The following is a 24045-nucleotide window of genomic DNA, read 5'->3' as shown; positions in this document are numbered from 1 at the left end:
GTTAATGCTATGCTAAATACCCTAATAAAAACCCTAATTAATATTTCTTTAATAGTCTTCGACTAAGCATCCCTACACTTTGCCAGCCTGGCATGAGCATCTTTAAAAGTTCTTCGGAAAAGCTGTTCACTTAATACAAAAAAGACCGAAATATTAAACAAACTACAGTTTTTTACGAAAAAACACTTTTATTAATTTCTTTAATTGAAAATAATGAATATATTCACCAACTGTAAGCCATACATGAGCAATCAACAGTCCACATACAATCTATTTCTTTCCGCGACAGGGACTGTTGCCACGATGACTATTACTACAATGATTATGATTACCCCTTGGGGGTAGTGATCTAATATATTTCCGTCCGCATACCTTCTTGTTTTTAAACAAGACACTAAATCATTTATAGTCTTAAATTCCAACCTTATGAATATCCTGAAATTCGGGGGCTCCTCTGTTGCCTCTTCGAAAAATATTAAACTTGTTTCAAAAATTGTTCAAGACCACGTACATGCCGATAATACTATAGCAGTGTTCTCAGCTTTTGGCGGAGTCACCAATGACCTGCTGCAAATGGCCGAACTCGCCGCGAACGAAGACTCCTCCTATAAAGACCTGCTTGAAAAAAATGAAAAAAGACATCTTAATGTCGTTAAAGAATTAATTCAGGTAAAAGATCAAAGCCGGATCCTTGCCCGTGTTAAAAATGAATTTAACCGACTGGAAACGCTGTATGAAGGGGTTTACCTGCTAAATGAGTTATCTGACCGTACCCGACACGTAATTTCGGGTTTTGGTGAAATTCTATCTTCGCTCATTATTGCTGAATACTTCAAAAGCCTGCAAGAAGACGTGCTGTTTGTTGACAGCCGGGAGCTTATTGTTTGCAGAAATACGCAGGAGAAAATTCAGGTGAACTACGAAAAGACTTATAAAAACATCCAGGATCTCTTTAACCAAAATAAGGCAAAACTCTTTGTCGCACCCGGATTTGTAGCCCGCAATGAACAGGGTGTTCCCAGCACACTGGGCCGTGGCGGATCGGACTTTACTGCAGCGATATTTGCCGGGGCGCTAGATTTGCAAACCCTTAAGGTTTACACCGATGTAGACGGAATGTATACTGCCAACCCAAGTATAGTGCCGCAGGCTTATGCTTTAAAGAACATCTCTTATGAAGAGGCCATGGAGCTTTCACATTTTGGTGCAAAAGTTCTATATCCTCCCACGCTTCAGCCGCTTCTAAAGAATGAGATCAAGATCAATATCAAAAATACTTTTAAGCCTGAAGCAGCGGGTACCGTGATTTCTAAAGGATGTAAAGAAAACTTCCGGTGGGTTACCGGCATCACTCATATAGACGCCGTAAAGTTGATCAATATTGAAGGCAGCGGAATGGTGGGAGTAGCCGGGTTTTCAAAACGCTGCTTTGAGGCCTTGTTCCACGTGAATATAAGTGTGGTCTTAATCACACAGGCCTCCTCGGAACACAGTATTTGCCTTGCTCTAAAAGAAGATGAAGCCCAGGCTGCAAAAGATGCGCTTAATGAAGCTTTTGAGGTAGAGATACAGTCGGGAAAAATTAAAAGTGTGGAGATTGAAGATGATATCGCCATTGTTGCGCTGGTGGGCGACCGCATGAAGAGCCATCATGGGCTAAGCGGAAAAATGTTCAGTGCTCTGGGCAATAACAACATCAACATTAGAGCAATCGCACAGGGTTCTTCAGAACGCAATATTTCAGCAGTAATTGCTAAAAAAGATGTCACCAAAGCCCTCAATGTGCTTCACGAACAATTCTTTGAAGTGCCTTCAAAAGAACTCAACCTCTTTATTACCGGTGTAGGCAATGTGGGCAGTAAACTGCTCAACCAGCTAAAGAACCAGGAAGCTTATCTCTTGGAAAAACTTCGACTTAAAGTAAGGATCCTCGGCCTCTCCAACTCCAAAAAAATGGTTTTTGATGAAAATGGCCTGGACCTCGAAAACTGGAAAGAACTTCTTGACAACGGAGGAAAAGGTGACAAAAATGCCTTTTTTGAGCAGGTAAAATCTCTGAACCTTCGCAACAGCATTTTTGTGGATAACACAGCCAGTCCCGACATTTCCTCGCTATATGACCATTACCTCTCCCACTCTATTTCGGTGGTGACCTGTAATAAAATTGCCTGTTCGCAGGAATATAAGAGCTACTCAAGGCTGCAGGATTTATCACGGGAATACGGCGCTTCCTTTTTGTACGAAACCAACGTGGGTGCAGGCTTGCCCATCATAGATACGCTTAAGAACCTTGTGGCTTCGGGTGATAGGATCACTAAAATTCAGGCAGTCCTTTCGGGCAGCCTCAACTTTGTCTTTAATAATTATGACGCCACAGAACCATTTTACAAGGTGGTAGAAAAAGCGATGAAAGAAGGCTATACCGAACCCGATCCTACTATTGACCTTAGCGGGGTAGACGTGGCCAGGAAAATACTCATCCTTTCCCGCGAAAGCGGGCTCCAGATGGAACTTGAAGATATAGAGAATAAGAGTTTCCTTTCCAAAGAAAGCCTCGAAGCAGGTTCTAATGAAGAATTCTTTGAGATTCTAGAGAAAGACGAGCCTAAATTCAAAGAGATTTATAACAATGCTGCCCAGAACAATGCCCAATTAAAATATGTGGCCCAGCTTGAAAACGGTAAGGCCAGTGTGGGGCTGCAACAAGTAGGCCCCGAGCATCCATTCTATAATTTGAGCGGGAGTGATAACATTGTGCTTTTCTTTACAGATCGCTACAGCCAGCAGCCATTGATCGTGAAGGGAGCAGGTGCCGGTGCAGATGTCACTGCCTCGGGGATCTTCGCCGACATCATAAGAATCGGAAAAAAATAGGCGATGGAAGAAATTAAAATATTTGCCCCGGCCACTGTTGCAAACTTATCCTGCGGATTTGACGTTTTGGGCTGCTGCCTGAAATCTATAGGTGATGAAATGTTGCTTCGGAAGAATACTACAGGTGAGATAAGAATTACAAAGATCACCGGGCAGGACCTTCCTATGGAAGCAGATAAAAATGTAGCCGGAGTGGCCGTTCGTGCGCTCCTGAAGGAATTGAATTCGCAACAGGGTTTTGATATTGAGATCTATAAAAAGATCAAAGCAGGTAGTGGGATTGGAAGCAGTGCTGCAAGCTCGGCAGGAGCAGTCTTTGCCGTCAATAAGCTTCTGAAAGAGCCCTTTTCACCCGAAGAACTTATTCCCTTTGCTATGGAAGGGGAACGCCTTGCCAGTGGGAATGCCCATGCCGATAATGTGGCGCCGGCACTTTTGGGCGGTTTTAACCTCATAAGAAGTTACGAGCCGCTTGAAGTAATTCACCTGCCCACTCCGCAAGACTTGCGCATGGTGATCTTGCACCCGTTAATTGAAGTAAAGACTATGGATTCCCGTTCTATCATCAGGCAGAACATCAGCCTTCAAAAAGCTGTAAAACAGTGGGGAAATTTAGGCGCTTTTGTAAGTGGTCTGTATTCTAATGACTACGCCCTTTTGGGCAGAAGCCTTAAAGATGAAATCGTAGAACCTGTACGTTCCATTTTAATTCCCTTTTTTGACGAGCTTAAGATCATAGCCCGGGAGAGCGGTGCTTTGGGATTTGGCATTTCTGGCTCGGGGCCGTCGGTCTTTGCAATGTGTAAAGGCGAGGCTTCAGCAAAACAAACAGGAGCAGCTATCCAGAAATACTACCAGGAAAAGGAAATAGACTTTGATCTTCACCTCTCTAAAATAGGGAATGAAGGCGTAAAAATCATATCATGAAGTACTTCAGCTTAAACGACAAAAACCACAAAGTAAGTTTTGGAACGGCGGTGCTCAATGGTTTGGGGCCAAATAAAGGGCTGTACTTTCCGGAGGAAATAAAAAAACTTCCGAAGCAATTCTTTCAACAGATCTCTTCCCTTACCCCAACCGAAATTGCCACACAAGCAATCGGCCAGTTTGTGAATGGAGATATACCACCCGCCGAATTAGCAGGCATCATAGAAAATACGCTTGATTTTGACTTTCCCGTAAAACCTGTTGAAGAGCAGGTGGGCGTACTTGAATTGTTCCACGGCCCTACCCTGGCCTTCAAAGATGTAGGTGCCAGATTTATGGCGGGCACCCTGGGCTATTTCATAAAGAAAGGCAACATTCCGGGAGTCACTGTGCTTGTGGCAACCTCGGGTGATACCGGCGGCGCCGTGGCCAGGGGTTTCCTGAAAGTGAAAGGTATTGAAGTGGTCATCCTCTATCCAAAAGGTAAAGTGAGTGAGATCCAGGAAAAACAGCTTACCACTTTGGGAGAAAATATTACCGCCCTCGAAGTAGATGGTTCTTTTGATGCCTGTCAAAGCATGGTAAAAATGGCATTTTTGGATTCCGAAATCCAGCAGCATAGAAAACTTACTTCGGCCAACTCGATCAACGTGGCGCGTTGGCTGCCTCAAATGTTCTATTATTTCCTCGCCTATGAGCAAGTGAAAAACAGGGATCAAAAACTGGCATTTGCGGTACCCAGTGGTAACTTCGGAAATATTTGCGCCGGACTCCTCGCAAAAAAAATGGGTCTACCCATTGATCATTTTGTAGCTGCCAACAATGAGAACAACGTGGTCACCCGATTTTTACAAACTCAGAAATATGAACCCACTGCCAGCGTACAGACCATCTCTAACGCCATGGATGTTGGTGATCCCAGCAATTTTATTCGTATCCTGGAACTTTTCAGCAATAATTTTGATAACCTGAAGTCGCATCTGTCTTCCTTTAGTTATACTGATGATCAAACCCGGGAAGTTGTCAAGAAGGTCTATGAAGACACAGGATATTTAATGGATCCACATGGCGCTGTAGGATACTTGGGGCTCAAAGAATTCCTTCAGGAGCATAAGGATTACTACGGAATTTTCCTCGAAACGGCCCATCCCGTAAAGTTCCTGGAAACCATTGAAGATGTGATTGGAAAAAAGATCTCGCTCCCGCCTGATATTGAAGCACTAAAACACCGGGAAAAGAAAGCTGTTCAAATTTCGGATTACGAAGACCTGAAGAATTTCCTTCTGAAATAAAGAAACATCAAAAAAACCCAGGTGTCAAAAATGGCATTTTTGACACCTGGGTTTTAAATTTAGCTGAATACGAACTTCAGCTTAATCTTTTTTATCTCTCGTGAGAAAAAGCAGTACTCCTGCAAACGCAGCTACAGTAACTGCCGTTTTAAGTACAAATTTTTTACGGTTGTACTTCCATTCAGATTTTAAACCGTGTTCGGCAAACAGGTTGGGGATATGCCCCTTTTTAAGGTCATCAACAATGCCTTCAATCTCTCCTATCCTATCGGCCATTACCAGCGGAAGCCAGCGCCCATAGCTCGATTCACTGTACTTAAAGGCAAAACGTCTTATGGCACCACTCAGGCCCTCTGGAGGTTGTGCTGTTCCAAAAACCGCCGGAATATTAGGCCGTTCCACCGAATGCAACACTTCAATATTCACTGGTTGTTGCTCGGGCCGTTCCCAGGTATATCCTTCTATTTCTTCATCTGTTCTATGTTTCATAGGGTAAGTGGGATCATTTTTTGGATCCCGGTCTATTCCCCATCCTTTTATATGGCTGTGGTCGCCCCCTCTTTCATTCTTGAAGTCTTCGGGCTTGGTTTGATCTCCGATCATAAATTCTGTTTTTTGATTTAAAATGCTGCTCTTATGCTGATGGCGGAATAAGCACGGTCTTTATACAATTGTCTAGCTTATTACTAAAAATATGATAGCCCTCGGCTACCTCTTCCAGCGGAATGCGGTGCGTGATCATCTCTTTAGGATTTATAGCCCCCGACTTTACGTGTTCTATCATTTTTGGCAGCAGCCTTTTTACCGAAGCCTGGCTCGCCCTGATAGTAATTCCTTTGTTCACCACGTTCCCTATAGGCACTAAAGCATCAATAGGTCCATATACACCAACAATAGAAACGATTCCGCCCTTTTTAACCGAGTTAATAGCCCAGTGTAGCGCAGTAGTTGAACCTCCCTGCATAAGCAGCTTTCGGCCCAGCATGGTATTCATGGTATCACCCGCAGCTTCGGCACCCACGGCATCAATACAAACATCGGCCCCAAGCGAATCTGTGATTTTTTTAATGAACACTACCGGGTCTTCAAGTGCCGTAAAATTATACACCTCGCATTGAGCAAAATCCTTTACAAATTCAAGCCGGTAATCAAGCTTATCTATCACAATCACTCTGCCTGCGCCAAAAAGCCAGGCCGATTTTGCTGCCATAATCCCTATTGGGCCGGCACCAAATACCACCACAGTATCACCTTCCTGAATGCCTCCCATTTCGGCTGCCTGATATCCTGTGGGTACCACATCTGTGAGTAGCACAGCATCATCGGGATCCATCCAGTCGGGAATCACGGTAGGGCCCACATTGGCATAAGGAACCCGCACGTATTCTGCCTGCCCGCCATGGTATCCTCCTGTAGTATGTGAATACCCAAAAATTCCGCCGGCAGCGGTAGATTGTGGATTTGCCTCATGGCACATGCCGTACATTTCCTGCTTGCAAAATGCACATTTACCACAGGCAATATTAAAAGGCACCATCACCTGGTCGCCAACCTTTACTTTAGTGACTGAAGATCCAACTTCTACCACTTCTCCTATAAATTCATGGCCAAAAGTAGTTCCCACCCGTGTATCGGGCACAAGGCCGTGATACAGGTGAAGGTCTGAGCCACAAATACAACTTCTGGTAACTTTTACAATAGCATCTTCGGGATGCTCAATTTCTGGGAAAGGGCGGTCACGGTCTGCACGAATCCTGAAAGGACCGCGGTAATTCATTGCTAACATACTGGTAAGTTTTTCTTTTTTAAAGCATCCATAAATCAGAAGTGAATTACACTATGCTGATTTAGTGTGTTTTAAAATTAAAGAAAGGGATCTTTCAACAAAACTTTTTAACGATACTTTATAACCCGACCAGCGTTTTTTGGGAGGCTGCTAACAAACATCTTAATATTGGGTACAAAAAAAGGCCGCATGAAACGGCCTTTCTTGAAAAATATTTTGGGGATTTTAACCCTGTAGCATCTGCTGAATTCTCTGTTGAAGTTGCGTATCAGTCTGAATTCTCATCGCAATTTGCTCATATCTTTCAAGCATAAGTCCCTGCTGGCTGATGAACTCTTCCAATTGTTGCTGAAGTCCTGCCTGCATAGATTCAAATTGACCTATGACCTTTTCGTGGGTCGCTTTTTCTTCGGGAGTAGCTTCTACCTCAACTTCAGGATCTACTGAAGCCTGGTGGATCTCGTTGAAACGGGCAAATTCCATCCCCTCATCTTTTACCAGTTGCATCATCTTTTGTTGTGCTTCCATCGCCACTTGTTGTACGCCCTGCAGCGCCTGTACAAATTTGGTCAATTCGGCATCGGTTACTTCGGCCGATTGCTGTTGTTGCTCCGGCGCCTGTTGCTCCTGTGCAAAAGTCCCTGTACTACCCAGCATTAAAAATACTATAAGCGCTCCTGCCAGTTTGTTTACTTTGATCATATTAAAAGTTTTATTTGCTCGGGGTTGGATCAAGTACCATGCCAGCATCTTTCTGAAGGCTTAATCTCATGAAAAATGGCAGTAAAGCACTTTCTTTAAATTTTACTAACTTCTGGCCAAAAAAGCAGAAATATGAACATATTACAGGTTAGCGCCCCAAAATCTGGCAGCTTTTGGCTTAATACAATTCTGAAGAAAAGCCTGGAACAAGCGGGTGAAGAAATCTCTTATTATATTAAGACACGGCCCGAATACGCCACTCTTAAGCAGGAAAAACTCAGTTTTAAAGACCAGGCAGGCACCGATATGCTCGATATTGAAGACAATGGTGTTGCCTTCAGGGTGAGTTCTCTGCTGAAAGAGCCCGTTCCTAATATGCAGCAATATTCTCAAAAGGCCAGCCTCGCCTGGACGCATTCTACCTGGTGCCAAAAAACTGCTGAAGTTTTTGCCTTTTTTGACAGGAAAGTCTGCATTGTAAGAGATCCGCGAGACACAGCACTTTCGGCCGCTAAATTTGCCTTTACGCCTTACATGCAAAAGCACTACCCTTCCCCTTATAATTCGGTCGAAGAATTTTTTTCTGCGGAATATGAATGCCTCCTGGAGCAATGGGTCTGGTTCTACGGAAATTACCTGCTGCATTCGGGAGAACTGGATTTGCATTTTGTATTCTACGAAAACCTGCTGAAATCTTTTCCGAAGGAATATGAGTCATTGCTGAAGTATCTCAATCTCGATTTAAGTGAAGAGGAAAAGAAGACCATAGCTTCAGAAGTGAGTTTTTCAAGCATGAAAGAAGAGAATCCGCGGCACCTACACAAGGGCAAAAGCCGTAAATGGGTGGAAGGATTGAGCATAGATCAAATAGAAAGAGCAGCCATAAAAGCAGGGCCGCTAATGCGCATTTTTGGATATCCGCTTAGCCCGGGAGAAGGAGATAAATTGCCTGCCATGCTGGTGGATATTCCCAAAAAGGAGCTGGAAGATATCCTGAACAAAATTGACTGGAAAAAGCTTTATTAGGCCTTAACCTCTAAACTTTTCTTAATTGTGCCCCTGCATATTTTCAGAAACAAAAGTTTCTAAAGGCAATTTTGTACCTTAAACTTTAAAAGCTTTTACCATGGAAACTAACGATCGCAAGGAAAATAAAAAATCTACGCCTGTAGAGAACAAAAAAACTGACAAAAAGTACCATGTCAATCAATCAACCGAAGAAAAAACAGGAGGTAGTCTGGGCATAATCGCCATTTGGGTAATTATTGCCATTGTGGTGCTGGGATTATTGTTCTTTTCTGATGTGTTTGCATAAGAGGTTCCAAAAATGCCATTTTTAAGACCTTATTTCACGAAGGTTTAAATGCTCTTTACCTTACACTTCCTATCTTAGAGGCCCAAATACAAACTTATGTCAAAAACATATTATGATCCGGCCGATCTAAAGAAGTTCGGGAGTATATCAGAATGGGATGAAGAATTAGGAAGCAAATTTTTTGAATACTACAACAGCGTGTTTGAAGAAGGCGCCCTTACAGCCAGGGAGAAATCGCTTATCGCACTTGCCGTGTCACATGTGGTACAATGCCCGTATTGTATAGATGCCTATACCAAAGACGGCCTTCAACGCGGCATAGAAAAAGAAGAGATGATGGAAGCCATCCATGTTGGCGCAGCCATAAAAGGCGGTGCCACCCTGGTGCATGGAGTCCAGATGATGAACAAGTACAACAAGTTGTCCATGTGACAACTTGTTGTAAAGCCGTTGCATGCAACGGCTCAGCAGTCACTATAACCACCAGTAACACATGCCCACAAAATCCCTACAATCCCGAAAAAACCTCCTCTCCAATCCGAAGGAACAGCTAAAGTACCTTAGCAACGGGATCTTTGGAGACGGAGAGCTGCCGCTTTTTAAGGAAAAAGTGGCAACCACAGGAACATTTCCGCTTAAGCCCAAAAAGCTGGAGATCCTGCAGCTCAATCTCGGCTATATGTGCAACCAGGTGTGTTCGCATTGCCATGTAGATGCGGGTCCCGATCGCAAGGAAATAATGACCCGCGAAACCATGCAGCTCTGCCTGGACGTGATCAGGAAATCTGGGGCACATACCCTAGACCTTACCGGCGGTGCACCAGAGATGAATCCAGACTTCAGGTGGTTTGTAGAAGAAGCTTCAAAAGCAGGAATCAAAGATTTTATTGTTCGCTCCAACCTCACCATCATCGTAGCCAACAAAAAGTACCACGATCTGCCGAAATTCTTCAGAAAACACAATGTGCATGTGGTCTCGTCACTTCCGTTCTATAAAAAAGAAAAAACGGACAGGCAGCGTGGCGACGGAGTTTTTGACAAATCCATTCAGGCTTTAAAGATGCTCAATGCCGCAGGATATGGCAAAATAGACAGCGGACTCAAACTTGACCTGGTCTACAACCCTGCAGGGGCATTTTTACCGGCCAACCAACAAGCCCTGGAGCGGGATTTTAAAAAGGCATTAAAAGAAGATTTTGACATTGAATTCAATGAGCTTTTTTGCATCACCAACCTTCCAATAAGCCGTTTTTTGGAGTATCTTATAGCTTCAGAAAATTATGAAGATTACATGATTGCGCTGGTTGAGGCTTACAATCCCGCTGCCGTAGAAAATGTGATGTGCAAGAACACACTATCAGTAAGTTGGGACGGCTGGCTGTACGACTGCGATTTTAACCAGATGCTGGGATTGAAGGTCAATTCAAAAGTGCAGCATTTAAAAGATTTTGAACCGGAAATGCTGCAGGACAGAGAGATTTGCATTTCCCAACACTGCTATGGCTGCACGGCAGGAGCAGGCAGCAGCTGCCAGGGCAGCGTAACCTGATATTATGAAAGAAAAAACCACTGAATTGCTGCTCATTTTTACCCGCAATCCTGAGAAAGGCAAAGTCAAAAAACGCCTTGCGCAAAATATTGGAGACGAAGCAGCTTTAAAAGTTTATAATTATCTGCTTCAGCATACTGTAGCCATCACACGTCCACTTCCGGTAGAAAAGTGGGTGTATTATTCTGAAGCCCTTCCGGAGAATGATATTTGGGAAAAAGATCTTTTCAGAAAAAAACTTCAGCAGGGTCAGAATCTGGGACAGCGTATGGAGCAGGCTTTTTCCGAAGCATTTAAAGCAGGATTTAAAAAAGTGGTGATCATTGGAAGCGATCTTTTTGATATTGAAAAAGAAGACCTGAAAATGGCATTTTTGACACTTGAAGATCACGAATATGTAGTGGGGCCGGCCCAGGATGGAGGCTATTTCCTGCTCGGCATGAAAAAACCCACTCCGCAACTCTTCAGAAATAAAGACTGGAGCACCAGCCGGGTCCTTGATCAAACCCTTAACGACCTGGAGCAGGAAAAGCTAAAGCTGTTGCCGGTACGCAACGATATTGATACTTTTGAAGATATGCGCAGCCATCCTGAACTAATGAAATTGATTGATTAAAAACAATGATATGAAGAAGATGAAGATTTTAAGTTTTTTAATGGCAGCGGTTTTGATCCTTGCATGTAATGACGGGAAGAAAACCGAAAAAGGTGCAACCCTCATGACCCAGGTCGAAGAAGTGCCTGTACAAACCCACAGCTATGATTCGGTAACAGCTGACACCATTGATGTGGAAAAAGTTTCAAGGACAAAGGCAGAATGGAAACAGCTGCTCTCTCCCGAAGAATACGAAATTTTACGCGAAGCAGGCAAAGAACCGGCATTTCGCAACGCCTATTACAACAACAAAAAGCAGGGAATTTACTACTGTGGCGGCTGTAATTTACCGCTGTACAGCTCTAATACCAAATTTGATTCGGGCACAGGCTGGCCTAGCTTTTATGCTCCTATAGATCCAAAACTTGTGAAGCGAAAGATAGATCGCCGCTACGGAATGGAGCGCGTAGAAGTGGTGTGCGCCCAGTGCGATTCTCACCTGGGACACATTTTTCCTTACGAGGGAGTACCAACAGAAGAGCGGCATTGCCTGAATTCACTGGCGCTCGACTTTAAACAAATGGATATTTAAAAAATAATCAATGCTCAAAGATTTAGAACACACTACAGAATTTCTTGAGGCCAGGGGCTTCGATAAACCCGAAATAGGGATCATATTAGGAACAGGATTGGGGAAATTGATTGATGAATTGGAAATAATTTCAGAAGTCAGTTATAATCACATTCCAGGTTTTCCTACAGCTACCGTGGAATTCCACAAAGGAAAACTTATTTTTGGGAAGCTCGACGATAAAAAAGTAGTAGTAATGCAGGGGCGTTTCCACATTTATGAAGGTTATTCAATGTGGGATGTAACTTTCCCGGTTAGGGTTATGAAACGCCTGGGGATCAAAAAACTGCTCATTTCAAACGCAGCAGGCTCCTTGAATCCTGAGTTCAAAAAAGGCGAAATCATGCTTATCGATGACCATATTAATCTCCAGGGCGGTTCTCCTTTGGCTTTTAGGGGTGTGGAACAACTGGGCACCCGCTTTACAGATATGAGTGCCCCTTACGATCAACAAAGCGGCCGAATTATGCAGGAAACCGCCAAAGAACACGGCTTTCCACTGCACAAAGGAGTTTACGCTGCAGTGGTGGGGCCTCAGCTCGAAACCCGCGCTGAGTATCGCTATTTGCGCACCATTGGAGCCGATGCCGTGGGTATGAGCACCGTTCCCGAAGTTATTGTAGCCAATCATTTAAAGATCCCGATTGCAGCAGTTTCTGTACTTACAGATGAAGGAAATCCAGACGATTTACAACCTGTAAATATTCAGGATATCATTGAGACCGCAGGGAATGCCGAACCTATGATGATCACTTTATTCAGGGAACTTATTAAACGCATAGAACTTAAACCGGCAGAATAATGTCAACAACAGAACATGTGGTCATAATTGGAAACGGCGTGGCCGGCATCACTGCTGCACGTCACATTCGCCGGATTTCTGATAAAAAGATCACGGTGATCTCTGCGGAAAGTGACTACTTCTTTTCGCGTACCGCCCTGATGTACGTGTACATGGGCCACATGAAATGGGAACACCTGAAGCCTTACGAAGACTGGTTTTGGGAGGAGAACCGCATTGAGCTGAAGCAGGCGTATGTCGAGAAAATAGAAGCCCCTTCAAAAATGCTATTTTTGAGAGGTGGTAAAAAAATGTCTTATGATCAGCTTATCCTTGCCACCGGCTCTGTTCCGAGATTTCTGGGATGGGATGGGGAAGAACTCAAAGGCGTACAGGGACTGGTTTCAAAACAAGACCTGGAGCTGCTGGAAGAGAACACCCGGAATTGCAAGAGTGCAGTGATCGTTGGCGGCGGACTCATAGGAGTGGAACTGGCCGAAATGCTGCACACCCGCAAAATTCCTGTGACCATGCTCATTCGGGAAAAAGCTTTTTGGCAGAATGTACTGCCCATTGAAGATGCCCAATTGATCTCCCGGCACATAGAAAGCCAAGGGATTGTTTTAAAACACGAAACTGAGCTTAAGAAAATTAACGGACAGAACGGAAAAGTGACCTCTATAGAAACCTCTTCGGAAGAAAAGCTCACGTGCGATCTGCTGGGGATTTCGGTAGGTGTTAAGCCAAATATCGCCTTTTTGGAAGGGTCAGAAATTGAAACCGATCGCGGAATTCTTGTTGATGCTCATTTGCAGACAAACCTTCCTAACGTTTATGCGATTGGGGATTGTGCACAACACCGGCAGCCCGCGACGGGCAGAAAAGATATTGAAGCCGTATGGTACACCGCCCGCATGATGGGAGAAACCGTGGCGCAGACCATCTGCGGAAAGCCATTTGTTTATAAGCCCGGTCACTGGTTCAATAGTGCAAAGTTCTTTGACATCGAGTATCAGACTTACGGAAATGTGAGTGCAAGCCCCGGAGAGGGAGAACAGCATTTTCACTGGCAGCATAAGGACGGTGAGAAGGCTATAACCATTGCCTTTGAACCTGGAACCAATCAATTCCTCGGAATTAACACCTTTGGGATCAGGATGCGCCATGAGGTATTCGACCGCTGGCTGACAGAGGAACGGGATCTTGAATATGTCCTGTCACACCTTCGCGAAGCCAATTTTGATCCCGAATTTTACGATCGCTACGAGAAGGAGATTTTTAGTAGTTTTAAGGAAAAGGTTTAGAACCGGAACTCAAGACCTCACAGGTTTTCAAAACCTGTGAGGTCTGCAAAAAAGCAACAAATGCAGTATCAACCATTACTTCCAGATAGATATTTTCATATTTACAATAGAGGAAATAATGGAGAAAATATTTTCATTGAAGAGAAGAATTACCAATATTTTCTTCAACTTATTAATCGACATATTCTTCCCGTCTGCGATATCCTGGCCTACTGCCTTTTAAAAAACCATTTTCATCCTTTAATTAAAACCAGGAATTTCAGGGATGGAAAAAGCATATCAAAAGCTTTTTCCAATCTTTTTAATGCTTATGCTAAGGCAATAAACAAATCCTACAATCGAGCCGGTAGTCTTTTTCAAGATCGCTTTAAACGTATTCTGGTAACAGAGGAATCTTATTTAGTCAATCTGGCTTTATATATTCATCTTAATCCTGAGCATCATGGAATGGTTACCGATTTTAAAGATCATAAACATTCTTCTTATTTAGGTTATCTTGGACGAATGCCCTCACTTGTTGAAAAAGAACCTATTTTATCTTTATTTGATTCTGTTGAAAATTTCGCTGCAGTACATGAAGCAAAAAGATTAAGAGGAGTAGATTTAAACTTTGATATAGAAAACTAAAATAGAGACCTCACAGGTCTCCAAGACCTGTGAGGTCTGATCTTTAAATTATGTCCACAGCCCAAAATAACATGTCTCTTTCCGGAGAACCGCCCGCAACACTCTCCACTACTCAAAAAGTAGCCACCGGCATCGGCTGGACAGGCGTATTTATTTTGGTCCTTGCCCTATTCAACTTGCAACTGCCTTCAGTTTTTCTTTACTCGGCTATCGGGCTGATTGGATTGGGAGTGATCATTTTTGCAAATGATCTATATCTGGGGAAATCGGCAGGAATAAAGAATGACGGCATCTGGTTCAGGTCAATGACTGCCCGCGGCGTCCTCGCCTGGGGCACAGGAATAATCCTCACCCTGTTCTACATCGTGTTATACTGGTTTCCGCAGTACCTGGGCTACAATCCCGATGGCGCCAACAGCGGACTCATAGCATTATTCGATCCGCTTAGCAGGTTGATAAGCGGTCATGCTGCGAGTCAGTGGTTTGTTTACGGCACTTTATACACCCTTGCCATCCTTGCCTTTGGATACAAGTTTTTGCTGAAGTACCGCCACAATAAATATGAAGTACTTCGCACCTGGTCTGTAATGTTCTTTCAGTTAGGATTCGCATTCCTTATCCCCGAGATCCTCATGCGGCTCAATCAGCCGTATTTTAATCCGGTGAACATCTGGCCTCTTAATTATGACCTTTTTGCGGGGTATAAATTATCTGAATTCTTTTCTGGCGGAAACATTGGACTCCTCATGCTCTTCTTCGGAATCGCTTCTATATTTGTCATCACTCCCATCCTTACCTATTTCTACGGAAAAAGATGGTATTGTTCATGGGTTTGCGGCTGCGGTGGACTCGCGGAAACTGCCGGCGACTCATACCGACATTTATCGGATAAGAGCAGGGCAACATGGAAATTCGAACGTTATATCATTCACACAGTTCTGGTGCTCGTGGTGGTAATGACCATTGCAGTAGTCTACTCTTTCCTAAATGAAAATCCAGATCAATTCTGGTTAAACAAAAATGTTTTTCTTCTGGGATCGGCAGCATTTCTGGTCCTGCTTTTTGGGCTTATCTGGATATTCAAAAGACACAGACTGGCAAAAGATGCTAAAAAAGGAGCAATTATCTCCCTCAGCATTGTACTGGCCATTATCGCTGCATTTTACTTCAGCGGAATGACCTACGGCTACCTGCTAAGACAGTGGTACGGCTTTTTAATTGGTGCTGCTTTTTCGGGAGTTATAGGGGTCGGTTTTTATCCAATTTTCGGGAACCGTGTGTGGTGTCGTTTTGGCTGCCCCATGGCCGCCGTTCTGGGAATGCAGCAGCGGTTGTTTTCAAAATTCAGGATCACAACCAACGGCGGACAATGCATCTCCTGCGGAAATTGCTCCACCTATTGTGAAATGGGAATTGACGTGCGGGCATATGCTCAAAAAGGGGAAAACATTGTGCGCTCCAGCTGTGTGGGCTGCGGAATATGCAGTGCGGTTTGTCCACGGGGTGTTCTGAAATTAGAAAACGGATCCCTTGAGGGCAGGATCAACGGCGATGCAGTTTTGTTAGGAAATGATGTCGACCTTCTGGATCTCATTCAGCAACAGAAAAAAGCTACAAGAAAAAATTAGACAAGCACCAAATACAGAAATTCGATGCCATTCAAAATTTACAGAAATCCTGAATCTTAAATTTTGAACCCGAAATCTTGGAAGAATGATTTTCTTTGCATCATGCCTCAAATAAAAGTTATTATTCCGGCTTACAACGAAGCAGGTTCAATTGGTCTTGTGGTCGGCGATGTTCCTGAATTTGTTGACGAAGTGATCGTGGTGAGCAATAATTCCACAGATAACACAGAAGAAGTTGCCGCAAAAGCAGGAGCCACTGTATTACATGAACCCCGAAAAGGTTATGGCTATGCCTGCTTAAAAGGGATGGAATATATCGCACAGCTCCCAAAAAAGCCTGAAATAATCGTATTTTTAGATGGTGACTACAGCGACTTCCCGCAGGAACTGGAAAAGATAGTGGAGCCAATTATCCAGAGAAATATGGATATGGTTATTGGAGCAAGGGTCAAACGCTGGCGGGAGAAAGGAGCGATGACCTTTCCGCAGATCTTTGGAAACTGGCTGGCAACAAGCCTTATGAAATTGTTCTTCAACGCCCGGTTCACCGATCTAGGTCCGTTTAGGGCCATTAAATACGAAAAGCTGCTGGCTTTAAACATGGAAGACAAAACCTACGGCTGGACGGTAGAAATGCAGCTAAAGGCTTTAAAAAAGAAGTACAGCTATGAAGAAGTACCGGTGCATTACCGCAACCGGATAGGGGTTTCAAAAGTTTCAGGTACTGTGAAAGGGGCTTTTATGGCCGGAGTCAAGATCCTCACGTGGATCTTTAAATACAGTTTCAAATAATGGGAACGGCAATTTTAATAATTTTCGGGTTGTTAATGCTGGTAGTTTTTCTCTACAGCCTCTCCCTATTGCACCTGCTTATCAACTTCCAAAAAAGCAGGAACCAGAAAGTTACCTCTCAAAATTGGGATTTTTCAGACCCTTCTCAGATTCCTTTTGTCACGGTGCAACTTCCGCTTTACAACGATAAACCGGTGGTAGAACGGCTGCTTCGGAATATTTCAAAACTGGATTATCCTCTTGATAAATTAGAAGTACAGGTACTCGACGATTCTACAGATGATTCGGCAGCTCTAACTGCTGAAATAATTTCTGAATTAAGATCTGAAGGCTTTCCAATTGAACATATTACCCGAACCCACAGGAAGGGCTTTAAAGCCGGGGCTCTTAAAGCCGGAATGGCCTCTGCAAAAGGGGAATTTATTGCCATTTTTGACTCCGATTTTCTACCTCAACCCGATTGGCTAAAAAAAACTGTTCCTTATTTTAAAGATGATAGTTTGGGTGTAGTGCAGACCCGCTGGGGGCATCTCAATGAAGATTATTCGTTACTCACTAGATTGCAGGCTTTCCTGCTGGACTACCACTTTATCCTGGAGCAAACCGGGCGCAACTTCGGAAAACATTTTATCAACTTCAACGGGACTGCCGGAATCTGGCGAAAAAGCTGCATTCTTGATGCCGGAAACTGGGAGGGCGATACCCTCACCGAAGACCTGGACCTGAGTTACAGAGCCCAGCTCAAAGGCTGGAATTTTAAATACCTTAAAGAGGTAGTAACTCCGGCCGAATTACCCATTACTATCGAAGCAGCACGTTCCCAACAATTCCGGTGGAACAAAGGGGCAGCAGAGAATTTTCAGAAAAATTACAGGAAAGTATTAAAGGACAAAAACGCTACTTTTGGCACCCGCGTCCACAGTTTTTTTCACCTTTTGAACAGCAGCTTTTTTTTCGTGGTGCTGTTAATGGGAATCATTAGTATCCCGGTGCTCTTTTTACTCGATAATCCCTCCTACTCCGAAATTTTGACCGGGATGACCGTCTTCATTTTAAGCCCTGTCATTTTTTTTGTCACTTATTACGCAGCTTACCGGGAACTGCATAAAGATCAACAGCTCTCGATATTCAGGTTTACCGGCCTGTTCTTTACGTTCTTTTCTATTGCCATGGGGCTTTCCCTGCACAATAGCATCGCCATTCTGGAAGGACATTTTGGAAAAAAGAGTGAATTTATCAGGACTCCCAAGTTCAATCTCGGCAACAAGTCGGGTGCAGCTTTAAAGCAGCCGGTGAAGATCACTTTTCAATTGATCCTGGAGATTCTGTTGATGCTGTTATTTGCCTTCGGAATTTTTTCTTCTTTCAGGATTGGAAATTACAGCCTGCTCCCGTTCCATTTAATGATGTTCTTCGGGTTTTCGTATGTGGTCTTGGCTTCTTTGAATGTAGAACTCTTTCGGGGTATAAAATCAGACCTCACAGGTTTTCAAAACCTGTGAGGTTTAGTGAGGACACATAATTATAATTTCAGTAAAAAGTAATAACTTTGTACTTACAAATTTGTTTTATGGAAACTCCAATTATTAAAATCGGGAATTCCAAAGGTCTTAGATTAAGTAAGACTATTTTGGATAAATATCAGATCAAAGAAAAAGTAGAATTGATTCTTGAAGAAGGACAGATCATCCTGCGCCCTATGGAGTCTCCGAGGAAAGATTGGGAAGAGAAATTTAGAGAAATGGCAAATCAACAGGACGATGAATTGCTTATCGATGATGTATTTGATGATGAAAATTTCGAAGAATGGAGCTAAACCAATATTCCGTTATTCTGGTAAACCTCGATCCAACACTTGGAAGTGAAATCAAAAAAACCAGGCCTTGTGTTATTCTTTCACCCAATGAAATGAATAAATATTTACGAACTATTGTCATAGCACCGATGACCACTAACATTAAGAAATATCCAACAAGAGTACCAGTTAGAGTGGATAATAAAAAAGGGATGATAGCAATAGACCAGATCAGGACGGTTGACAGACAAAGAATTATTAGAGTGCTTGATTCTCTGAGCAAATCTGAAATACAGAAATGCAAAGAGGTACTTAAAGAGACATTTGTGGATTAATGTTTCGAGTACCCTTAAATATTACACTTGGGAGACCTAACAGGTTTTCAAAACCTGTTAGGTCTGGTAAGGAATGAAGAATTTTATAAACCTCCACAAAATCCCGCTCCTCATTTTCCTCAGTTGCTGTGCCTTTTACCTAGCCTTCGCCTACGACCTGGAAAGAACCGACTTTTTTAAACTTTTGACCCTCTGGGGCGGACTTTTCTTTTTGAGCTGGAAATTCTTCCAGATGCAGCGGTATAAATGGAAGATCCTTTTAACTGCCGCAATTATTTTTCGCCTGCTGTTCCTGATTGCTGCTCCCAATCTATCTCAGGATTTCTTTAGATTTATCTGGGACGGCAGGTTATTGCTGGAAGGAATAAATCCTTATTTAATGACTCCTGCTGAATATTTTTCTTCAGGAGATTTACCATTTTCTGAAGCGCAGGAACTTTATGAAGGCATGGGTAGCCTTAGCGCCGGGAATCCGACTAATTATCCGCCGCTCAACCAGTTTTTCTTTGCACTGGCTGCACTTCTTGGCGGAAATAGCATCCTGGGCTCAATTATCTGGCTTCGGATCTTCATCATCGCTGCCGATATCGGGATCTTTTACTTCGGAAGAAAATTGCTGAGAAACCTCAAGCTTCCCGAAAGCAATATTTTTCTCTATCTGCTAAATCCGCTCGTCATCATTGAACTTACAGGAAACCTGCATTTTGAAGGTGTCATGCTATTTTTTCTGCTGGCGGCACTCTATTTACTACAGTGTCAAAAATGGCTTTTTAGCGCTCTCTTTTTTTCCTGCTCCATTGCGGTAAAATTAATTCCGCTTATTTTTCTGCCTCTACTTATCAGGAAGCTTGGGTGGAAAAAAGCTTTAGGTTATTATGCAGCCACAGGTATAATCTTACTTCTCTTCTTCCTGCCGTTTCTTTCGGGTGTATTTGCAGAGAATTTCTTCAGCAGCATAAATCTCTGGTTTCAGAAGTTTGAGTTTAATGCGGGTATTTATTACCTCATCAGGTGGATAGGTTACGAGGTTGAAGGATATAATATTATTGGCTACGCCGGACCTGTACTTGCGGGCGTGGTGTTTGTTTCGATCCTCATTATGGCCATTTTAGAACGGAATCACAAAATGCGAGGTTTACTCACCAGTATGATGTTTGGAATGTTCATTTATTTGTCACTGTCCACCACTGTTCATCCATGGTACCTGGCCACTCCGTTGCTACTCTCTGTTTTTACCCGATACAAATTTGTGCAGGTATGGAGCCTGATGGTGGTACTGAGTTATTTTGCTTATTCGCAAACCAATTATGAGGAGAATCTGTGGCTTATTGCAGCGGAATATGTCGTGGTTATGGGAGTAATGTTTTATGAAATTTTCGGGCATAATAAGGTAAAATTTCCCGCTGATTCCGTAGATTGAAACAGATGAAGACGTGATAATTTCACGCAAAGGGCGCAAAGATTTTTCCGCAGAGAACGCTGATTATAGTGTTCAGTGATCGGTAGTAAGTGATCAAGCTTTTTACATTTTAAATTTCCCGCTGATCTCGCAGATTGATGCAGATAAAATTTCACACAAAGAAAATTAAGAGTTTAAAGAAGCTCACGAAAAAAATCAGCGAAGAAGATTCAGAAGAAAAGTCCCCCTTTGAGGGATTTAGGGGGCAAAAAAACTCCGGAAACATTGCTGATTCCGGAGTTTTTAATTTTTTATTGATCTTTTGCCTACCAACCAAGTAAGTAAGCAAACACAAGCGGTGCCACGATGGTAGCATCACTCTCAATAATGAACTTAGGTGTGTCTTTATCGAGTTTTCCCCATGTGATCTTTTCATTTGGTACAGCACCGGAATAACTTCCGTAGCTGGTTGTAGAATCGGAGATTTGGCAGAAATAACTCCAGAAAGGAATGTCATGCATTTCCATATCCTGATACAGCATTGGCACAACACATATCGGGAAATCCCCGGCTATTCCTCCTCCAATCTGGAAGAAACCAACTCCTTTGTCGGTGTTCTTAGTGTACCAGTCGGCTATAAAGCCCATGTACTCGATTCCGGATTTCATTGTACTTGCTTTCAATTCGCCTTTCATTACGTAAGAAGCGAAAATATTTCCCATGGTACTGTCTTCCCAGCCCGGAACTACCATTGGCAGGTTCTTTTCGGCTGCGGCATACATCCATGAATCCTTCAGGTCGATCTCATAGTACTCCTCCATTACTCCGCTAAGCAACAGCTTATACATATATTCATGCGGAAAATATCTTTCTCCTGCAGCTTCAGCATCTTTCCATATCTTCACTATATGCTTCTGAATTCTTCGGAAAGCTTCCTCTTCAGGAATACAGGTATCGGTAACCCGGTTTAACCCACGCTCCAACAGGTCCCATTCATCCTGGGCAGTAAGATCACGATAATGAGGCACGCGCTCGTAATGTGTATGCGCCACAAGATTCATCACATCCTCCTCCAGGTTTGCACCTGTACAGGAAATAAACTGCACCTTGTCCTGACGGATCATTTCAGCAAAACTTTTTCCAATCTCGGCAGTACTCATCGCACCAGCCAGGGTAACAAGCATTTTGTTCCCTTTGTCAAGTTGATCCTGATATCCTTTTGCGGCATCTACAAGAGCCGCTGAGTTAAAATGTTTAAAATGTTTTTCTATAAATTCCGTAACCGGTCCTTTACTCATCGTCTTCGTCTTCGTTATGATTTAAATATTTGAATTTGTAGCTCAACATTTTATAGTAAAGTTTAGCCGCAAGAAAGTCAGATGATCTTTCATTTTTATTCGGGTTAAGCTCTACAATGTCGAATCCTACCACATTCTTCTTTTTGAACATCAGCTTTAAGAACTCGAGAGTTTCATACCAAAACATTCCACCCGGCTCAGGAGTTCCTGTTGAAGGCAATATAGAAGGATCAAAAGCATCAAGATCAATAGTAATGAAAACGTTTGGCGTCATTTGCCCAATCGCATCATCCATCCAGTCCTCATAAAGATCGTGTGCCCAGTACACCTGATTTTCATCCATGTGATCCATTTCAGAAATATCCATAGACCTGATACCAACCTGAATAAGGTTAGTCTTTTTACTGGCCTCATGTACAGCACAGGCATGATTGCACGTAGTGCCTTCGTACTCCGGACGCAAATCGGCATGTGCATCGATCTGCACTACGGTAAGGTCTTCAAAGCTCTCATTAAAAGCACGAATGGTTCCAATAGAAATTGAATGCTCGCCGCCAAAAATAGTAACGAATTTTTCCTGCTTAATGTAATTCTTTACGGTCTTGTGAACCGCTTCTACCATTTTCTCTGGAGATGAATCTTCGGTCACCGGCGGCGCAAGGTACACACCTTTTTTATAGACTTCAGTACGGGTCTCGATATCAAAGAGCTCCATATTCTCGGAAGCTTCCAGAAAAGCATCAGGGCCTTTATCGGCACCCTTACCCCAGGTACTTGTTCCATCATAGGGAACCGGGATCAAAACTACTTTTGCGTCATCTAAGCGTGCATACTTGTCCGGAATGCCGGCGTAATTCTTTTTACTCATTTTATTAGCGATTGTTGTGTTCTAATTGCTTCAATTATATATAGTTAAAAATATAAAAATTCCTGACTATTTCTCGTATCCGAGAATTTTTAGAAAATCCTGGGGCTCCTGCTGCTCGCTAAATAACCTGGTCTCCAGATTTCCGTCTTTGTCTCTGTTAATAAGGATCTGTTTTGGCTGCGGAATCAAACAGTGTTGCAAGCCGCCAAAACCGCCAATCGTGTCCTGATAAGCACCGGTATTAAAAAAGCCGATATACAATGGCTTTTCCCGTTTATACTTTGGGAGATAAATGGCGTTGGTGTTTTGCTCTGAGTTGTAGTAATCATCACTATCACAGGTGAGACCCCCTAGTAATACCCGCTCATATTCATCATTCCACCGGTTTACAGCCAGCATAACGAACTTCTTGCTAATTGCCCAGGTATCGGGCAGGGTGGTAATAAAGGAAGAATTGATCATATTCCATTTCTCCCTGTCGTTTTGCTGCTTTTGGTAAAGGATCTCATAAATGGCACCCCCACTTTCACCCACGGTAAAAGAACCGAACTCTGTAAATATGTGAGGTGGCTCCACTTCAGCTTCATCACAGGCGATCTTGATCTGATTGACGATCTCCTCCACCATGTACTTATAGTCATATTCAAAGTGAAGAGAGTTTTTCACCGGAAAACCGCCGCCAATGTTCAGGCTGTCCAGAGTAGGACAAATTCGCTTAAGGTTGATATAAACCCGTAAACACTTCAGCAATTCGTTCCAGTAATAAGCGGTATCGCGAATCCCGGTATTAATAAAAAAGTGAAGCATTTTAAGCTCTACCTGCTCATTATCTTTGATTTGCTTATTGAAAAAAGGCACAATGTTCTTATAGCCTATACCAAGCCTGGAGGTGTAAAACTCGAATTTTGGCTCTTCTTCCGAAGCAATCCTTATCCCAATTTTGTATTTCCCGTCAATAGCTTCAGAAAGCAGATCGATCTCCTCGTAATTATCAATGATGGGAACACAGTTCTTATGCCCGCCATTAATGAGATTGGCTATGTTTGTAATATAACCGTTCCTCTTAAAACCATTACAAATCACATAAGTATCATTAGTGATCTTCCCGTTCTTTTTAAGATTTTCAACAATATTGATATCTACGGCTGCCGAAGTTTCAATGTGAATATCATTCTTTAAGGCCTCATTGAGCACGTGCTCAAAATGAGAACTTTTGGTGCAGTAGCAATAGTTGTAAGTGCCGGGGTAATCGTGCTTTTTAAGAGCATCAAAAAACCAGTTTTTGGCTTTGTTTATATTTTCCGAAATCTTGGGAAGATAAGTGAATTTTAAGGGTGCACCGTATTCTTTAACGAGCTCCATGAGATCAATACCATGAAAATGCAGTTCACTTCCTTCTACCTTAAATTCTTCCTGGGGGAAATAATAAGTCTGGTCGATTAAATCGCTATACTTCGTATTCAATTTTTACGTAATAAAGTTTAAGGTTAAAAAGTAGAAATTATAAGCCAATGCTGAAAAAATAACGTGATAAAAGTTTGTTAAGG

General features: G+C 42.9%; 24 protein-coding genes. 18 read left to right on the top strand and 6 right to left on the bottom strand.

The features are described 5' to 3' along the window. Window positions 1–426 precede the first annotated feature (426 nt). From thrA to thrC, 3 genes are read left to right on the top strand one after another with little or no spacing between them, the layout of a single operon-like run. The gene (gene thrA, locus ACQ93I_RS01495) at window positions 427–2874 is read left to right on the top strand and encodes a bifunctional aspartate kinase/homoserine dehydrogenase I (protein ID WP_431696832.1); all 2448 of its coding nucleotides are present in this window, start codon (window positions 427–429) and stop codon (window positions 2872–2874) included. Window positions 2875–2877: 3 nt separating this feature from the next. Next, a complete protein-coding gene (locus ACQ93I_RS01490) occupies window positions 2878–3801 on the top strand; it encodes a homoserine kinase (protein ID WP_431696831.1) in 924 nt (307 codons plus the stop codon). Beyond that, window positions 3798–5093, top strand: a complete 1296-nt coding sequence (gene thrC, locus ACQ93I_RS01485; protein WP_431696830.1) for a threonine synthase — start codon at window positions 3798–3800, stop codon at window positions 5091–5093. Before ACQ93I_RS01490 ends, thrC begins: the two co-directional genes overlap by 4 nt. Before the next feature lie 81 nt (window positions 5094–5174). On the opposite strand, the gene ACQ93I_RS01480 is transcribed toward thrC, so the two are convergent. The 3 genes from ACQ93I_RS01480 to ACQ93I_RS01470 all read right to left on the bottom strand — a co-directional run bounded on the left by ACQ93I_RS01480 (window position 5175) and on the right by ACQ93I_RS01470 (window position 7581). Beyond that, window positions 5175–5696: a hypothetical protein gene (locus ACQ93I_RS01480; protein ID WP_431696829.1), complete on the bottom strand. Its 522-nt coding sequence runs from the start codon at window positions 5694–5696 to the stop codon at window positions 5175–5177. A gap of 31 nt (window positions 5697–5727) precedes the next feature. Continuing rightward, window positions 5728–6879 (bottom strand): zinc-dependent alcohol dehydrogenase, encoded by a 1152-nt coding sequence (locus tag ACQ93I_RS01475; protein WP_431696828.1) that lies wholly within the window; start codon window positions 6877–6879, stop codon window positions 5728–5730. 225 nt (window positions 6880–7104) lie between these two features. Next, window positions 7105–7581 carry a DUF4168 domain-containing protein gene (locus ACQ93I_RS01470; protein WP_431696827.1) on the bottom strand — a complete coding sequence of 159 codons (477 nt, stop codon included), beginning with the start codon at window positions 7579–7581 and terminating at the stop codon, window positions 7105–7107. A 132-nt stretch (window positions 7582–7713) separates the two neighbouring features. Between ACQ93I_RS01470 and ACQ93I_RS01465 the strand changes: the two genes are divergently transcribed. The 15 genes from ACQ93I_RS01465 to mptB all read left to right on the top strand — a co-directional run bounded on the left by ACQ93I_RS01465 (window position 7714) and on the right by mptB (window position 20353). After that, window positions 7714–8607: a sulfotransferase domain-containing protein gene (locus ACQ93I_RS01465; RefSeq protein ID WP_431696826.1), complete on the top strand. Its 894-nt coding sequence runs from the start codon at window positions 7714–7716 to the stop codon at window positions 8605–8607. Between the two features lie 100 nt (window positions 8608–8707). Beyond that, window positions 8708–8896 (top strand): hypothetical protein, encoded by a 189-nt coding sequence (locus ACQ93I_RS01460; protein WP_431696825.1) that lies wholly within the window; start codon window positions 8708–8710, stop codon window positions 8894–8896. A gap of 96 nt (window positions 8897–8992) precedes the next feature. Continuing rightward, the gene (locus tag ACQ93I_RS01455) at window positions 8993–9328 is read left to right on the top strand and encodes an arsenosugar biosynthesis-associated peroxidase-like protein (protein ID WP_029036636.1); all 336 of its coding nucleotides are present in this window, start codon (window positions 8993–8995) and stop codon (window positions 9326–9328) included. Window positions 9329–9389: 61 nt separating this feature from the next. Continuing rightward, on the top strand, window positions 9390–10445 hold the full coding sequence (arsS, locus tag ACQ93I_RS01450) for an arsenosugar biosynthesis radical SAM (seleno)protein ArsS (RefSeq protein WP_431696824.1): 1056 nt from the start codon (window positions 9390–9392) through the stop codon (window positions 10443–10445). 4 nt (window positions 10446–10449) lie between these two features. Then, entirely contained in the window at window positions 10450–11061 is a 612-nt protein-coding gene (locus ACQ93I_RS01445; protein WP_431696823.1) for a TIGR04282 family arsenosugar biosynthesis glycosyltransferase, read from the top strand. A 10-nt stretch (window positions 11062–11071) separates the two neighbouring features. Then, window positions 11072–11632 (top strand): peptide-methionine (R)-S-oxide reductase MsrB, encoded by a 561-nt coding sequence (msrB, locus tag ACQ93I_RS01440; RefSeq protein ID WP_431696822.1) that lies wholly within the window; start codon window positions 11072–11074, stop codon window positions 11630–11632. Window positions 11633–11642: 10 nt separating this feature from the next. Then, window positions 11643–12473, top strand: coding sequence for a purine-nucleoside phosphorylase (locus ACQ93I_RS01435; RefSeq protein WP_431696821.1), 831 nt, complete (start codon window positions 11643–11645; stop codon window positions 12471–12473). Beyond that, window positions 12473–13756 (top strand): NAD(P)/FAD-dependent oxidoreductase, encoded by a 1284-nt coding sequence (locus ACQ93I_RS01430; RefSeq protein WP_431696820.1) that lies wholly within the window; start codon window positions 12473–12475, stop codon window positions 13754–13756. The genes ACQ93I_RS01435 and ACQ93I_RS01430 overlap by 1 nt, the downstream gene beginning before the upstream one ends. Before the next feature lie 60 nt (window positions 13757–13816). Next, a complete protein-coding gene (locus tag ACQ93I_RS01425) occupies window positions 13817–14383 on the top strand; it encodes a transposase (RefSeq protein WP_431696819.1) in 567 nt (188 codons plus the stop codon). A gap of 50 nt (window positions 14384–14433) precedes the next feature. Beyond that, window positions 14434–16011 carry a 4Fe-4S binding protein gene (locus tag ACQ93I_RS01420; RefSeq protein ID WP_431696818.1) on the top strand — a complete coding sequence of 526 codons (1578 nt, stop codon included), beginning with the start codon at window positions 14434–14436 and terminating at the stop codon, window positions 16009–16011. Window positions 16012–16113: 102 nt separating this feature from the next. After that, window positions 16114–16803, top strand: coding sequence for a glycosyltransferase family 2 protein (locus ACQ93I_RS01415; protein ID WP_431696817.1), 690 nt, complete (start codon window positions 16114–16116; stop codon window positions 16801–16803). Further along, window positions 16803–18305 carry a cellulose synthase family protein gene (locus tag ACQ93I_RS01410; protein WP_431696816.1) on the top strand — a complete coding sequence of 501 codons (1503 nt, stop codon included), beginning with the start codon at window positions 16803–16805 and terminating at the stop codon, window positions 18303–18305. The genes ACQ93I_RS01415 and ACQ93I_RS01410 overlap by 1 nt, the downstream gene beginning before the upstream one ends. Window positions 18306–18373: 68 nt before the next feature. Then, window positions 18374–18619 (top strand): AbrB/MazE/SpoVT family DNA-binding domain-containing protein, encoded by a 246-nt coding sequence (locus ACQ93I_RS01405; protein ID WP_266069401.1) that lies wholly within the window; start codon window positions 18374–18376, stop codon window positions 18617–18619. Beyond that, window positions 18610–18933 (top strand): type II toxin-antitoxin system PemK/MazF family toxin, encoded by a 324-nt coding sequence (locus tag ACQ93I_RS01400; RefSeq protein WP_266069402.1) that lies wholly within the window; start codon window positions 18610–18612, stop codon window positions 18931–18933. Before ACQ93I_RS01405 ends, ACQ93I_RS01400 begins: the two co-directional genes overlap by 10 nt. 73 nt (window positions 18934–19006) lie before the next feature. After that, on the top strand, window positions 19007–20353 hold the full coding sequence (mptB, locus tag ACQ93I_RS01395) for a polyprenol phosphomannose-dependent alpha 1,6 mannosyltransferase MptB (RefSeq protein WP_431696815.1): 1347 nt from the start codon (window positions 19007–19009) through the stop codon (window positions 20351–20353). A gap of 305 nt (window positions 20354–20658) precedes the next feature. On the opposite strand, the gene ACQ93I_RS01390 is transcribed toward mptB, so the two are convergent. The 3 genes from ACQ93I_RS01390 to ACQ93I_RS01380 form a co-directional block, all read right to left on the bottom strand. Next, window positions 20659–21630, bottom strand: coding sequence for a deoxyhypusine synthase family protein (locus tag ACQ93I_RS01390; RefSeq protein ID WP_431696814.1), 972 nt, complete (start codon window positions 21628–21630; stop codon window positions 20659–20661). Further along, window positions 21623–22498 (bottom strand): agmatinase, encoded by an 876-nt coding sequence (gene speB, locus ACQ93I_RS01385; protein WP_431696813.1) that lies wholly within the window; start codon window positions 22496–22498, stop codon window positions 21623–21625. Before speB ends, ACQ93I_RS01390 begins: the two co-directional genes overlap by 8 nt. Before the next feature lie 66 nt (window positions 22499–22564). Then, the gene (locus ACQ93I_RS01380; RefSeq protein ID WP_345596965.1) at window positions 22565–23962 is read right to left on the bottom strand and encodes an arginine decarboxylase; all 1398 of its coding nucleotides are present in this window, start codon (window positions 23960–23962) and stop codon (window positions 22565–22567) included. Window positions 23963–24045: the final 83 nt, after the last annotated feature.

Source organism: Salinimicrobium sp. WS361, from assembly GCF_050750585.1.
GTDB lineage: Bacteria > Bacteroidota > Bacteroidia > Flavobacteriales > Flavobacteriaceae > Salinimicrobium.
Note: the sequence above shows the minus strand (reverse complement) of the source record. Positions and strands in the feature narration are given on the sequence as shown.